The 13,140-nt window shown below is 72.9% G+C and carries 11 protein-coding genes and 1 other RNA gene; 8 read left to right on the top strand and 4 right to left on the bottom strand.

All coding sequences use genetic code 11. The annotated features are described in order from the left end of the window. Positions 1 to 71: 71 nt before the first annotated feature. Entirely contained in the window at positions 72 to 1,157 is a 1,086-nt protein-coding gene (locus tag CGL27_RS15675; RefSeq protein ID WP_078641107.1) for a Zn-dependent alcohol dehydrogenase, read from the top strand. Beyond that, positions 1,142 to 2,140, top strand: coding sequence for a 3-oxoacyl-ACP reductase (locus CGL27_RS15670; RefSeq protein WP_240450509.1), 999 nt, complete (start codon positions 1,142 to 1,144; stop codon positions 2,138 to 2,140). The genes CGL27_RS15675 and CGL27_RS15670 overlap by 16 nt, the downstream gene beginning before the upstream one ends. A gap of 234 nt (positions 2,141 to 2,374) precedes the next feature. On the opposite strand, the gene CGL27_RS50040 is transcribed toward CGL27_RS15670, so the two are convergent. Both CGL27_RS50040 and CGL27_RS53480 read right to left on the bottom strand, forming a co-directional pair. Further along, positions 2,375 to 2,536 (bottom strand): hypothetical protein, encoded by a 162-nt coding sequence (locus CGL27_RS50040; RefSeq protein WP_162952987.1) that lies wholly within the window; start codon positions 2,534 to 2,536, stop codon positions 2,375 to 2,377. 137 nt (positions 2,537 to 2,673) lie between these two features. After that, positions 2,674 to 4,806, bottom strand: coding sequence for a hypothetical protein (locus CGL27_RS53480; protein ID WP_205587700.1), 2,133 nt, complete (start codon positions 4,804 to 4,806; stop codon positions 2,674 to 2,676). A 227-nt stretch (positions 4,807 to 5,033) separates the two neighbouring features. On the opposite strand from CGL27_RS53480, the gene CGL27_RS15660 reads away from it, so the two are divergent. From CGL27_RS15660 to CGL27_RS15645, 4 genes are all read left to right on the top strand, one after another. After that, complete coding sequence (locus tag CGL27_RS15660) at positions 5,034 to 6,068, top strand: iron-siderophore ABC transporter substrate-binding protein (RefSeq protein ID WP_119987547.1); 1,035 nt, start codon at positions 5,034 to 5,036, stop codon at positions 6,066 to 6,068. A gap of 136 nt (positions 6,069 to 6,204) precedes the next feature. Continuing rightward, positions 6,205 to 7,065 carry a Nif3-like dinuclear metal center hexameric protein gene (locus CGL27_RS15655; RefSeq protein WP_119987544.1) on the top strand — a complete coding sequence of 287 codons (861 nt, stop codon included), beginning with the start codon at positions 6,205 to 6,207 and terminating at the stop codon, positions 7,063 to 7,065. 143 nt (positions 7,066 to 7,208) lie between these two features. Further along, entirely contained in the window at positions 7,209 to 7,952 is a 744-nt protein-coding gene (locus CGL27_RS15650; protein ID WP_119987540.1) for a C4-type zinc ribbon domain-containing protein, read from the top strand. A gap of 4 nt (positions 7,953 to 7,956) precedes the next feature. Continuing rightward, the gene (locus CGL27_RS15645) at positions 7,957 to 9,159 is read left to right on the top strand and encodes a bifunctional RNase H/acid phosphatase (protein ID WP_119987537.1); all 1,203 of its coding nucleotides are present in this window, start codon (positions 7,957 to 7,959) and stop codon (positions 9,157 to 9,159) included. Positions 9,160 to 9,205: 46 nt separating this feature from the next. On the opposite strand, the gene eda is transcribed toward CGL27_RS15645, so the two are convergent. Both eda and yaaA read right to left on the bottom strand, forming a co-directional pair. Beyond that, a complete protein-coding gene (gene eda / locus CGL27_RS15640; RefSeq protein ID WP_078641102.1) occupies positions 9,206 to 9,865 on the bottom strand; it encodes a bifunctional 4-hydroxy-2-oxoglutarate aldolase/2-dehydro-3-deoxy-phosphogluconate aldolase in 660 nt (219 codons plus the stop codon). A 147-nt stretch (positions 9,866 to 10,012) separates the two neighbouring features. Next, complete coding sequence (yaaA, locus tag CGL27_RS15635) at positions 10,013 to 10,816, bottom strand: peroxide stress protein YaaA (protein WP_119987534.1); 804 nt, start codon at positions 10,814 to 10,816, stop codon at positions 10,013 to 10,015. Positions 10,817 to 11,348: 532 nt separating this feature from the next. On the opposite strand from yaaA, the gene CGL27_RS15630 reads away from it, so the two are divergent. Further along, positions 11,349 to 11,924, top strand: coding sequence for a Uma2 family endonuclease (locus CGL27_RS15630; RefSeq protein ID WP_119987531.1), 576 nt, complete (start codon positions 11,349 to 11,351; stop codon positions 11,922 to 11,924). A gap of 44 nt (positions 11,925 to 11,968) precedes the next feature. After that, an RNA gene (gene rnpB / locus CGL27_RS15625) (RNase P RNA component class A) lies at positions 11,969 to 12,371 on the top strand. The last annotated feature ends 769 nt before the right edge of the window (positions 12,372 to 13,140 follow it).

The raw sequence follows: 13,140 nt of genomic DNA, 5'->3' as shown, positions 1-13,140 counted from the left end.
TCGTTCCGGCGTGAACCGGCTCGATCCGGCTTGAGCCAGCGTGATCCCAGTGTGATCCCCAAGGAGGCGTCGTGCGCGCGGCCGTACTGCATGAGACGGGACAGGACAAGCTCGAAGTCCTCGACGACATCGAGGCGGTGGGCTTCGGCCCCGGGAAGGTCCGGCTGCGGCTGAGGGCCACCGGGCTGTGCCACTCCGACCTCTCCGCGATGGCCGGGGTGCTGCCGCAGCCCGCGCCGTTCATCCCCGGTCACGAGGGCGCGGGCGAGGTCCTCGACGTGGGCGACGGGGTGACCGGGCTGAGCGCCGGGGACCGGGTGCTGGTGTGCTGGCTGCCCGCCTGCGGTGACTGTCCGGCCTGTCAGCGCGGTCAGACCGAGCTGTGCCTGGCCGGGTTCATGAATGCCGGAACCCCCAACTTCCGGCGCTCCGGCGGCAGTCCGCAGGAGCTCTTCGGCATGTCCGGGACGGGCACCTTCGCCGAGGAGATCGTCCTCCCCGCCGCCTGTGCCGTGCCGATCCCCGACGACGTCCCGTACGACATCGCGGCCCTCATCGGCTGCGGGGTGACCACCGGGCTCGGGGCCGTCTTCAACACCGCCCGGGTGGAGGCCGGTTCGTCGGTCGCGGTCATCGGCTGCGGCGGGGTGGGCATCAGCGCCATCCAGGGGGCCAGGGCGTCGGGCGCCGCGCAGATCGTCGCCGTCGACCCGGTGGAGTCGCGGCGCGAGGCCGCGCTGCGCTTCGGGGCCACGGAGGCGGTGGCGCCGGACGGTCTGGACACCGCCAAGAACACCGTCACGGCGGGCGAGGGCTTCGACTACGTCTTCGAGGTCGTGGGCCGCTCCGCCACCGCCCGCCGGGCCTACGAGATCACCCGGCGCGGCGGCACGCTGTGCGTGGTCGGGGCCGGGGCGCTCGACGACTTCCTGCAGTTCAACATGTTCGAGCTGTTCTTCGACGAGAAGCGCATCCTGCCCTCGCTCTACGGCGGCGGCGATGTGCTCCGCTCCTACCGGCGCACCATCGACCTGTGGCGGGCGGGCCGGATCGACCTCGAAGGGCTGATCACCCACCGGGTGCGGCTCGGCGAGATCAACGACGCGATCGGCCAGATGCGGACCGGGGAGGCACTGCGCACATGCATCGAGATCTGACGGGTCCCCCGGAGGGGAGTCCACTGACCGGGAGCCCGCTGGCCGGAAGCCCGCTGGCAGGGAAGACCGCGATCGTCACCGGCGCCGGACGCGGCCTCGGCCGCGCCGAGGCCCTGGAACTGGCCCGGCTGGGCGCGAATGTCGTCGTCAACGACTACGGACAGGGCGGACGCGACGGCTCGGGCGAGGCATCGGCCGGCCCCGCCGAGCAGGTCGCCGAGGAGATCCGCGCGGCGGGTGGCCGGGCCACGGCCCATGCGGGCGACGTGGCCGACTTCGCGCAGGCGGGCGAGCTGGTCCAGCTCGCGATCGACACCTACGGCGCGCTGGACATCCTGGTCAACAACGCGGGCATCCTGCGCGACCGGATGGTCTTCTCGATGAGTGAGAACGAGTGGGACTCGGTGATCCGGGTCCATCTCAAGGGCCATTTCAACACCATCCGCTTCGCCGCCGCGCACTGGCGCGAGCGGTCCAAGGCGGCGGAGGGCGGCCCGGTCCACGGCCGGATCATCAACACCTCCTCGGAGGCGTTCCTCGCCGGTTCGCCGGGCCAGCCGAACTACGCGGCGGCGAAGGGCGGCATCGTCGGGCTGACCACCTCCACGGCGGTGGCGCTCGCCAAGTACGGGGTGACGGCCAACGTCATCTGCCCGCGCGCCCGCACCCGGATGACCGAGGACGTCTTCGCGGACTTCGAGGTTCCGGAGGACGGCCGGCTCGACGCCCTCGCCCCCGAACACGCGGCCCCGCTGGTCGGCTATCTCGCCTCACCGGGCGCGGCGAAGGTGAACGGCCAGGTGTTCGTGGTGCACGGCGGCATGCTGGCGATCCTGGAGCGGCCGAAGGTGGCGGCGAAGCTGGACGCCAAGGAGGACGCCTTCGGCTTCGAGGAACTGGACGCGGTGCTGACGCCGTACTTCGCGGAGCGGGGCGGGGAGAGCTTCGCGGCGGTGGAGGTGCTGGGCCTGAAGCGGGGGTGACGGGAGGGGGGCCCGGGTGGGGGCCTGGGACCTGGGTCGGGGGGCCTGGGGGCCCAGGCCGGGGGCGTCCCACGATCGCCGGACGGGCTGGACTTCCGCGGGAAATCCAGCCCGTCCCGCGATCGGAAACGCACCCCGGAGGGCCAAGCCGCCCTGTGCGGGACGAGCCTGAGGTGTGTCAGGACGAGCCTGAGGTTCTCACGACGATCCTGGGAATCTCAGATCCTGAGAATCTCAGGCGGCGTTCTCATTCGGGCGTCGGTGGCGGCCGTTGGCCGGTGCCTGGGACTCCTCGGACGCGGCCTGCCCCCGGTGCTTGCCCTGAGAGCCATCGGCCTGGGCGGCGGCGGCGTTCCGCGGGCGCGCCTGGGTCGTGTCGATGTGGGTTTCGGACATGGTGGGTACGTCACCCCGTCAGATCGCTTTGTACTGTGCGAAGGGGGCTGACCACGATGTCGCACGCCCTTCCATGCGCATCGCCCGGGGCGCCCCGCGCGTGACGGTACGCCGGGGCGCGCAGCCCCCGCCCGAGTCTAACCACGGCGGTGATCCCGGACCCAGCGGGGTGGCCGGGGCTGCGGGGGCCGGGCGAGCGGGGCCTGCTGCAGCGGTACGGGCCGCAGGGCGGGGTTCGTACCGGAGCCGGGATCGGGGTCCGGCTCGGGCCCCATCTCCTGCTCGACCCCGGCCCATGAACCGGTCCCGCCCCACGGCTCGACACCCGATCCGCCCTCGGGCTCCGGCATCCGCACCGGCACCGGCATCGATTCCCGCACCGGCATCGGCGACCGCTCCCGCACCGGCACCGGCTCGGGCGAGGGTGTCCGCGACGGTGCCAGTCCGGCCGTTCGCGAGGGTCTCAGCTCAGGCGTCGGTCCGGCGTTTCGCGAGGGTCTCAGCTCAGGCGTCAGCCCGGCCGTTCTCGACGGTCTGAGCTCCGGTGCCGGTCCAGGTGGCCGCAGCGGCGTCAGCCCAGGCGTTCGCGCGGGATCCGAGCCGCCGGGGCCGCCGACCCGGGCCCACGGTGTGATCCGGGTCGCGATCTCGGCCGCGGGGGACGTCGTCCGGGGTGTCCGCACGTCCCGCGCCGCGGCCGGTGCCGGACCCGGACCCGGGGGCTCCTCGGCCACTCGGCCGGAGGGCTTGGACAACACCCGTGTCACCCGCGCGATCCGCCGCGCTCCCGTCGCCTCATCCGGCCGCCACGATCCCGTCGCGTGGTCCGGTGGCCAAGCTCCCGTCGCGCTGTTTGGTCGCCACGCCCCCGTCGCCTCGTCCCGAGGCCATGCTCCCGTCGCGTCGTCCGGTCGCCACGACCCGGTCGCCTCTTCCGGTCGCCGCGCTCCCGCCGCCTCGTCCCGTCGCCACGACCCCGTCGAGTCGTCCGATCGCCACGGCGTCTCCGGCGCCCCGGACGGTTCCGCCGCGCGTGGGGTGCTCAAGGCACCGCCCGAGGTACCGCCCGCGACGCCCGCGGCACCCGCGGCACCCGAGGCGCCGCCCGAAGTGCCACCCGAGGCACCACTCGGGCTGCCCGCCCCCTCCGGCACGTCCGCCACCCGCGCCGCCCCCGCCCCACCCGTCGCCGCCGCCGGTACCCAAGAACCCCCCGACAGCCTCGGCGCCGCCGCCCCCGGCACCCCCGACGGCCGCACCCGGGCCAGCCCGCAGGACACCTGCGGGGTCGCGTACGGCAGCCGCAGCTCGCCGTCCCGGGTCCACAGGCCCGCGCCCGGAAGCCAGCCCTCCGGTGCGGGGAACTCGCGTAGCCGCCGCTCGGCCGGGCGCCATACGCCCACCCACGGCCGTCCGGCCCCGCCCCGTCCGTCGACGCGGAAGGCCACCGCGCACGCCTCCGGCGTCAGCACCTGCCCCGGCTGCACCGCGAACGGCGTGGCCTCCGACCACCCCGCGGGCCGCAGACAGTCCGGGAACCGCACCGGCCGGGTGCTGCCCAGCACCCCCCACCCCAGCCGCTCCTCCCCGGGTGCGTCGGACCGTACGAGCAGCAGACCGCTGTCGGGGTCGGCGAGCAGCAGCCGGTCGTCGCTGCGCTCGGTGATCTGCAGCAGCGGGCTGGTCTCACCGCCGCGCCGCAGATCGACCACCACGGTCTTCGTCCGGCCGTCGAGTTCGCGGTCGAGCGCCAGCAGCCGGCCCGTTCGGTCCAGCCAACCGCCGCCCGTACAGCGGCCGGGCACCTCGGCCAGATGCTGGGGGAAGAGGACGCCGCCCCCGGCCACCAGCCAGACGGAGGTGGACCGCGGTCCGCGCCCCAGCGCGAACGCGCACAGGCCGCCGGGCGCGGGTGGCAGCAGTGAGACCTCGGCGCGGTCGATGCCGCCGAGCGAGCGCTCGCCGGTGCCGGGACCGGCCGGGTAGAGCAGCGAGAAGGCGTGGTGTCCGGCCACCCGGCGGTGGATGAGCACTTGCCCGTCGGCCAGGGGCAGCAGTTCGCAGTCCGGCTCCTCGGGCTGGGCGGCGGGCAGCGGCACGGCGTAGGGCTCCGGGCCGTCCAGCGTCCAGCGCTCGGGGTACCAGCAGCACGCCTCCTCGCTGAGCGCGAGCCGCGCGCCGTACGAGCGGTCCGAGGCGATGGTGAAACCCCCTCGTGGCCGGTCGCCGACGCCCCCGGTGAGGGCGGTGTCGAAGGCACAGGCAGTCATCGGTCAGTCACCTCCGGCCACTGAACGTAGTTTTCGCACTCCCTGCCGAAGGCCGTAATGGGTGCGCTCCACCCGTAAGTGTGGCTCTTGCCCGATTCGCCTGAGAGGTCGGGGGTGAATGTGCTGTAAGCGACGGGAGGATGGTTTGTGATTAAAGTAAGGCACACCTAAGTGCGATTGGCGCGCTCGTGAGAATGGCGCGCCCCTGCTATCCCAGGAGCTCCGTCATGTCCCTGCGCGTCCGCGGCAGTGCCGCCCTCGCCCTCGCCCTGGCCGGGGCGCTGTCCCTCGCCGCCTGCGGATCGTCGGACGACGGGGACGGCGCCAAGCGCAACGGCGGGGGCGGCAAGTCCGTCGCCCAGGGCGGCAAGGACTTCGGCTCGGCGGCCGAGCAGACCGCGAAGATGGGCACGGACGCCAAGCCCGGCGCGTTCCCCCGCACCATCACCCACGCGATGGGCAAGACCGAGCTCAAGAGCAAGCCGAAGCGGGTCGTGGTGCTCGACGTCGGCGAACTGGACAACGTCGTCTCGCTGGGGCTGAAGCCGGTGGGCTACGCACCCTCCGAGGGCGACCAGGCCATACCCGACTACCTCAAGAAGGACGCCGGGAACCCGAAGAACGTCGGCACCATCAACAACCTCAACCTCGAGGCCATCAACGCCCTCCACCCCGATCTGATCCTCGGCAGCAAGCTGCGCGCCGAGCCGCTCTACGACGAGCTGAAGCAGATCGCCCCGACCGTCTTCGCCATCCGCCCCGGCTTCACCTGGAAGGAGAACTACCTCCTCAACGCCGCGGCGCTGGACCGGACCGCCGACGCCGAGCGCGCACTCGGCGCGTACGAGCAGAAGGCGAAGAAGCTCGGCGAGGACATCGGCCCCGACAAGCCGACCATCACCATGCTCCGCTTCATGCCGCAGGCCACCCGGCTCTACGCCAAGGCGTCCTTCATCGGCACCATCCTCCAGGACGTCGGCCTGCCGCGCCCGAAGAACCAGCAGATCAACGACCTCGCCGCCGAGATCGGCCCGGAGCGGATCGACGACGCCGACGCCGACTGGATCTTCACCGGCGTCTACGGCGACCCCAAGGCCACCAAGCGCGACCAGGCGCAGTCCAACCCGCTGTGGAAGAAGCTGAAGGCGGTCAAGGCGGGCCAGGCCAAGAACGTCGACGAGGAGACCTGGTACCTGGGCCTCGGCGTCACCGCCGCCGACCGGGTCCTCGACGACCTCCGCGGCTACCTCGTCCAGGGATGAGCGTTTCCGCTCGGGAACTCGCGGTGCCGCCCGGGAGCGAGCCCCGCTCCCGGGCGGAGCCCGCGTGGCGACCGTCGTCGCGCTGAGTGAAGGCCGGGGCAGGGCTCAGCCGTGATCCGGGAGGTAGCCTTGCCCCGTGCCCGCACTCAACGACGTCATCGCCGCACTCGACGCCCTCTGGCCGCCCGAGCGGGCGGAACAGTGGGATGCCGTCGGCACGGTGTGCGGTGACCCCGAGGCCGAGGTCACCCGCGTGCTGTTCGCCGTCGACCCGGTCCAGGAAGTGGCCGACGAGGCGGTGGACCTCGGCGCCGATCTGCTGATCACCCACCATCCGCTCTATTTGCGGGGGACGACCACGGTCGCCGCCTCCAGCTTCAAGGGCCGGGTGGTGCACACGCTGATCAAGAACGACATCGCCCTGCACGTCGCGCACACCAACGCCGACACCGCCGACCCCGGCGTCTCCGACGCCCTCGCCGGCGCGCTCGACCTGCGGATCGTCGGCCCGCTGGTGCCCGACGCCACCGACCCCGAGGGCCGCCGCGGTCTGGGCCGGGTCTGCGAGCTCGACCACCCCGAGGCGCTGCGGGAGTTCACCGAGCGCGCCGCCGCCCGGCTGCCCGCCACCGCGCAGGGCATCCGCGCCGCGGGCGACCCGGACCGTACGATCCGCCGGGTCGCCGTCAGCGGCGGCTCCGGCGACAGCCTCTTCGACGCGGTGCGTGCGGCCGGGGTCGACGCGTTCCTCACCGCCGATCTGCGCCACCACCCGTCCTCGGAGGCACGGGAGCACAGCGATCTCGCCCTGGTGGACGCCGCGCACTGGGCCACCGAATGGCCCTGGACGGAACAGGCCGCGGCCCAGCTGGACGAGATCTCCGACCGGCACGGCTGGGGCCTGCGTACGCATGTCTCCCGTATCGTCACCGATCCCTGGACGGCCCACGCCACGGCCCCCGCCGTCCGCGCGGCCGCTCCGTCCTTCTCCGCTTGACCCTGCACCGCTCGACCCTGCACCGCTCGACCCTGCTCCGCTCGATCTGCTCCGCTTGAACGCCCGCTCGCAGTTTCCGCCCCTGACCCCGTGACTTCCCTGACCTCGTTTTCCGTTCCACCCGACTCCCCTGGAGCCCCACGCTGAATGCCGCGCCCGCCGATCAGATCCGCCTCCTCGACGTCCAGGCGCTCGACGTCCGGCTGTCGCAACTCGCGCACAAGCGCAGGACGCTGCCCGAGCACGCCGAGATCGAGACGCTGAACGCCGATCACACCCAGCTCCGCGACCTGCTCATCGCCGCGCAGACCGAGGAGAGCGACACCGCCCGCGAGCAGACCAAGGCGGAGCAGGACGTGGACCAGGTGCGCCAGCGCGCCGCCCGCGACCAGAAGCGCCTGGACTCCGGTGCCGTCACCTCGCCGAAGGATCTGGAGAACCTCCAGCACGAGATCGCCTCCCTCGCCAAGCGCCAGGGCAACCTGGAGGACGTCGTCCTGGAGGTCATGGAGCGCCGGGAGTCCGCCCAGGAGCGGATCGCCGAGCTGACCGAGCGGGTGGAGTCCCTCCAGTCCAAGATCGGCGACGCCCAGTCGCGCCGGGACGCGGCGGCCGAGGGGATCGACGCCGAGATCGCGACCGCCACCAAGGAGCGCGAGGTGATCGCCGGGACCATCCCCGCCGATCTGCTGAAGCTCTACGACAAGCTGCGCGAGCAGCAGGGCGGTGTCGGCGCGGCCCGGCTCTACCAGCGCAGCTGCGACGGCTGCCGTCAGGAGCTCGCCATCACCGAGCTCAACGAGGTGCGCTCGGCGGCCCCCGACACGGTGCTGCGGTGCGAGAACTGCCGCCGGATCCTGATCCGTACGCCCGAGTCGGGGCTGTAGGGCGATGGCGCGGCACTTCGTCGTCGAGGCGGACGGCGGGTCCCGGGGCAACCCGGGGCCGGCCGGCTACGGCGCGGTCGTGCTCGACGCGGAGACCGGTGAGCCGCTCGCCGAGGTGGCCGAGTACATCGGCACGGCGACCAACAACGTCGCCGAGTACAAGGGCCTGATCGCCGGGTTGCGGGCGGCGAAAGCCCTGGACCCGGAGGCCGAGGTCCGGGTGCGGATGGACTCCAAGCTGGTCATCGAGCAGATGTCGGGCCGCTGGAAGATCAAGCACCCCGATATGCGGCCGCTCGCCGCCGAGGCCAAGGCGATCATGCCGCCCGGCCAGTTGACGTACGAGTGGATCCCGCGCGAGAAGAACAAGCACGCGGACCGGCTCGCCAACGAGGCGATGGACGCGGGCAAGCGGGGCGAGCAGTGGCAGCCGAAGGAGCCGCCCGGCGGCACACGGGCGGCGGGCGGCACACGGGCGGCGGGCGCGCCGGAGGCCGCGGCCCCCGCCGCTCCGGCCGACGACGCCCTCGCCGAGCCCGCCGCCACCGGCGCCCCGGCGGTGGGCTGGGGCTCGGCGGACCTGGGCACCCCCGCCACGTTCGTCCTGCTCCGGCACGGGGAGACCCCGCTCACCCCCGAGAAGCGCTTCTCCGGCAGCGGCGGCACCGACCCCGGGCTCTCCGACGTGGGCCGCCACCAGGCCGAGCGGGTGGCCGCGGCGCTCGCCGCACGCGGCACCATCCAGGCCATCGTCACCTCACCGCTGCGGCGCTGCCGGGAGACCGCCGACGCGGTGGCCCGGCGCCTGGGCCTGGATGTTCGCGTCGAGGAGGGGCTGCGGGAGACGGACTTCGGCGCATGGGAGGGCCTGACCTTCGCGGAGGTCAAGGAGCGCCACCCGGAGGACCTGGAGGCATGGCTGGCCTCCACCAAGGTGGCCCCCACCGGCGGCGGCGAGAGCTTCGCGACGGTCACGCGCAGGGTCGCGGCCTCCCGCGACAAGCTGATCGCCCGTTACACGGGCCGTACGGTGCTGCTGGTCACCCATGTCACACCGATCAAAACCCTGGTCCGACTGGCCCTGGGCGCCCCGCCGGAGACCCTGTTCCGCATGGAGCTCTCGGCGGCGTCGCTGTCGGCGGTGGCGTACTACGCGGACGGGAACGCGTCGTTGAGGCTGCTGAACGAGACGGCGCATCTGCGGTAGGGGCGCGGGGAAGCCGCGCCAGGGGCGCCGACCGCGGCAGCGGCTGTCACCCTCGCAGTGCCGCGGCTTCCCGGGCCAGGGACTCGACGCGCCCCCAGTCGCCCGCCGCCAGCGCGTCCGAGGGCAGCATCCAAGTGCCGCCCACGCAGCCGACGTTGGGGAGGGCCAGGTACTCGGGGGCGTTCGAGGCGTTGACCCCGCCGGTCGGGCAGAAGCGGGCCTGGGGGAGTGGCGAGGCGAGCGCCTTCAGATACGGCGTGCCTCCGGCCGCCTGCGCCGGGAAGAACTTCATCTCCTCGACCCCGCGCTCCAGCAGCGCCACGACCTCCGAAGTGGTCGAGACCCCCGGCAGATACGGCAGACCGGACGCGTCCAGCGCGCCCAGCAGCCGGTCCGTCCAGCCGGGTGTGACCAGGAAGCGCGACCCGGCGGCGACGGCCGTCTCCACCTGCTCCGGGCTCAGGACGGTCCCGGCGCCGACGATCGCGTCCGGGACCTCATCGGCGATCGCCCGGATCGCGTCCGCGGCGGCGGGCGTCCGGAAGGTCACCTCGATCGCGGGCAGCCCGCCCGCCACCAGCGCACGGGCCAGCGGGACCGCTTGGGCCGCGTCCTGGACGATGACCACGGGGATGACGGGGGCGAGGTCGAGCAGCGAGGAGTCCGGGGAACCGGGGGAGGGCGCGGTGCTAGTCACGGCGCCCATCCTGCCCAGGCGCGGCGCACCGCGCAATGGCGGTTGCACATGCCGCAACGACGCCCGAGGCGGCTCCCGGGCACTACGGCTCGGAACGCCGCCGGGGTGGGTCCCGGGCGCTACGGCTCGGAACGCCGCCGGGGCGGCTCCCAGGCCCTACAGCTCGGTCACCACCACGTCCAGCCCCCACGCCTGCCCCGCCCGCTCCGGCGCCGCGGCCTCCACCGCGTACCCGAGCCCTCGCAGCGCCTCCACCAGCTCGCCCGGTCCGCTCGGCGTGACCCCGGCGGTCAGCAGGTCCCGTACCATCCGGCCCTTCGTCGCCTTGTTGAAGTGGCTGACGACGGACCGCTTCTCGACCCCGTTCACGATCTTCGACTGGAGCACCCGCACCGTCGCCGTACGCTCGGCGAGCGCCCCCTTGGGCTTCCAGGCCGCCGCGTACGCCGCCGACCTGAGGTCCAGCACCAGCCCGCGCCCGGCGGCCTGCGGAATCACCTCGGCCATCGGGGTCCGATTCCGCCAGTACGTGCCCAGCGCGCCGAGCCCCGGCAGCTTCACCCCCATCGAGCAGCGGTAGGAGGGAATGCGGTCGCCGATCCGTACCGCGCCCCACAGCCCGGAGAACACCAGCAGCGACCGGCCCGCCCGGCGCCGGGCGGCGGTGGGGAGGGTGGCCAGGCCGAGCGCGTCGTACAGCACACCGGTGTAGATCTCCCCGGCGGGCCGGGTCCCGGCCTCCCGCAGCGCCGCGTTCTTCGCGACCTCGCCGCGCAGCCCCTCACTCAGCCCCAGCACCTCGGCGGCCTTCGTCTCGTCGCCCGAGCACAGCGACACCAGCTCGTCCAGGACCTCCGCCCGCGCCTCGCCCAGTTCGGGCAGCGACAGCGCTCCCAGGTCCAGCGGGGAGCGGGAGCCTCCCGTGGCCTTTCCCTCGGACGGCGGCAACAGGACGAGCACGGCGGATCTCCTCGAACGGGTCGTTGACGGCAGGGCAACGGGTCGTTGGACGGCAGGGCGCGGGGCGGACCCGGAGAACCACGCCCGCCCCGCCCGAGCCTACGACCTCCCGCCAACGCAGCCGGACCGTCGTATGCGCGGGCGCCCGGTCCCCGTCGACCGGACCGCTGGCCGGCGCCACCTCCAGGCCCTCCGGCAGCGGTGCCGGGCCCGCTGAGAGACTGCCCAGGCCGTGCCAGCCGGTGGAACGCCGGAAGTGCGGCACCCCCGCGCTCAGCTCCTCCACCGAGCCGACCCACGCCACGCCCTCGTGGCCGCCCAGCGAACGGCGCAGCCGCAGCGCCTTCGCGGCCGCCTCCGAGGCCCCCGCGCGCCGGGCCGCGTCCGGCAGTACACAAAGCAACGACGTGTCCGCCCCGGCCCGTGGTCTTCTGTGCCACGATCGAGTGAGGAAGAGCCTCTTGGCGAGGTGCCAGACCCCCCTGGGTACCTACGCTGGCGGCGAGACAGGGGAGAGGGTGGCATGAGCGCCATGGCACACGAACCACTCACGCAGGATCTCGACCACGTCCTGCTGGAGGGTTTCTTGGCCCTGGAGACGCCGGAAGGCTTCCGGGCCGAGTTGATCGAGGGGGAAATCGTCGTGACACCGCCGCCGGACGGCTACCACGAGAATCACATCAATGTGGTCGTGAAGCAGGTGATCAGGATGTCCGCAACGGACATGGACTTCTCCGGCAACAGGGGCCTCACCGTTCCGCGCGGCGGACTGTGCGCGCGGAACCATGTGATCCCGGACGCAACCTTCGCCCCCACCGAGCTGCAGCTTCTCCGCAGTGCCGAGTCCTGGACGCCGTGCGAGGGCCTCGCCATGGTCGCCGAGGTCACGTCGACCAAGCCGGACCGGGACCGTACGGCGAAGCGTCATTGTTACGCACGCGGGGGGATCCCCCTCTACCTGCTCGTCGACCGGGAGAAGAGCGATGTGACGCTCTTCAGCGACCCGGAGCGCGCCGACTACCGGCAGCACGTCACGGTCCCCTTCGGTAAGCGGATCGACCTGCCCGAGCCGTTCTCCTTCGGGCTGGAGACGAATGACTTCGTCTGAGCCGTCCGGGCTGCCCCTCCAGGTATCATGGTCATCACGGCGGACGAGTCGGCCGGGCGGTCGCGTCGGGGTCCTTCGGATCCCGCCGAGGAACGTCCGGGCTCCACACGGCAAGGTGGTGGGTAACGCCCACCCGGGGTGACCCGCGGGACAGTGCCACAGAAAACAGACCGCCGGGGGCTTCGGTCCCCGGTAAGGGTGAAACGGTGGTGTAAGAGACCACCAGCGTCCGAGGTGACTCGGATGGCTCGGTAAACCCCACCTGGAGCAAGGTCAAGAGGAGCCGCCTCACGGCGGCTCTGCGCGGACGATCGAGGGCTGCCCGCCCGAGTCCGCGGGTAGACCGCACGAGACCGGCGGCAACGCCGGTCCTAGATGGATGGCCGCCTCCCCATGGGCCGCAAGACCCACGGGAGACAGAACCCGGCGTACAGGCCGACTCGTCCGCCACCACCCGCCTGACCTGGGTATCCGCCCCGGCCGGGCGCGCCGACTGTGCGGTAGCCCGCCCCTGCTCCTCTCCAAGGCCCTCCCGGGTCTTCAAGGTTCCGGGGGCGAAGCTGCTTCGCTTACGTAGCCCTCCATGGCAGGCAAGCGACGCACACCGGGGCGCTGACGGCTCTCCCGCTTCTGCGGGACGATTTGGCTGGCGTCGAAGCCCCCACGATGCGGCTCGCGGAAGTGGTGGGCCGTATGTCCTGGATGTCGGACTCGGGGAAAGTGCTTTGCGAACCACCTACTCTGAGATAGACATGCAGGTCGCAGAGTCTGCTCCCCGCACCCGCGGGGATGGTCCCCAGCGGTCGAAAGCGTGGCGTTCTGCCGTGGACTGCTCCCCGCACCTGCGCGGATGGTCCCAACCAAGATCGAAAACCGCTGACCAGGCCAGGCTGCTCCCCGCACGCGCGGGGATGGTCCCCCGGCCCGGCAGACGGCAGCGAGCACGGGGATCTGCTCCCCGCACGCGCGGGGATGGTCCCGCTCAGTTCCCCGAGCTGTCACCCCAAAGTGGCTGCTCCCCGCATTCGCGGGGATAGGCCCACCGCTGCTCGGTGGCGGCGGCCGTCGGCGCCTGAAGCGGGCTGCTCAATCGGGTCAGAGGGTTGGGGAGGGGATTTGGTTGGGAGCACCTCCGCGGTCGGCTGCCGGCTGTCACGGTGGCGGACGGCGGCGGTGTGCTTTCCCTGTTCCCCCTGCTTCCCCGCCGGGAAGCCCG

This window comes from Streptomyces sp. 11-1-2, assembly GCF_003595545.1.
In the GTDB taxonomy this organism is placed as follows: domain Bacteria; phylum Actinomycetota; class Actinomycetes; order Streptomycetales; family Streptomycetaceae; genus Streptomyces; species Streptomyces hygroscopicus_B.
This window is presented reverse-complemented; position numbering and strand designations above follow the sequence as displayed.

What these genes read in the sequence shown, in the direction of transcription:
- CGL27_RS15670 (WP_240450509.1), top strand. Translation starts at nt 1,142, where the DNA reads ATGCATCGAGATCTGACGGGTCCCCCGGAGGGGAGTCCACTGACCGGG.
- CGL27_RS50040 (WP_162952987.1), bottom strand. Translation starts at nt 2,536, where the DNA reads ATGTCCGAAACCCACATCGACACGACCCAGGCGCGCCCGCGGAACGCC.
- CGL27_RS53480 (WP_205587700.1), bottom strand. Translation starts at nt 4,806, where the DNA reads ATGACTGCCTGTGCCTTCGACACCGCCCTCACCGGGGGCGTCGGCGAC.
- CGL27_RS15660 (WP_119987547.1), top strand. Translation starts at nt 5,034, where the DNA reads ATGTCCCTGCGCGTCCGCGGCAGTGCCGCCCTCGCCCTCGCCCTGGCC.
- CGL27_RS15645 (WP_119987537.1), top strand. Translation starts at nt 7,957, where the DNA reads ATGGCGCGGCACTTCGTCGTCGAGGCGGACGGCGGGTCCCGGGGCAAC.
- eda (WP_078641102.1), bottom strand. Translation starts at nt 9,865, where the DNA reads ATGGGCGCCGTGACTAGCACCGCGCCCTCCCCCGGTTCCCCGGACTCC.
- CGL27_RS15630 (WP_119987531.1), top strand. Translation starts at nt 11,349, where the DNA reads ATGGCACACGAACCACTCACGCAGGATCTCGACCACGTCCTGCTGGAG.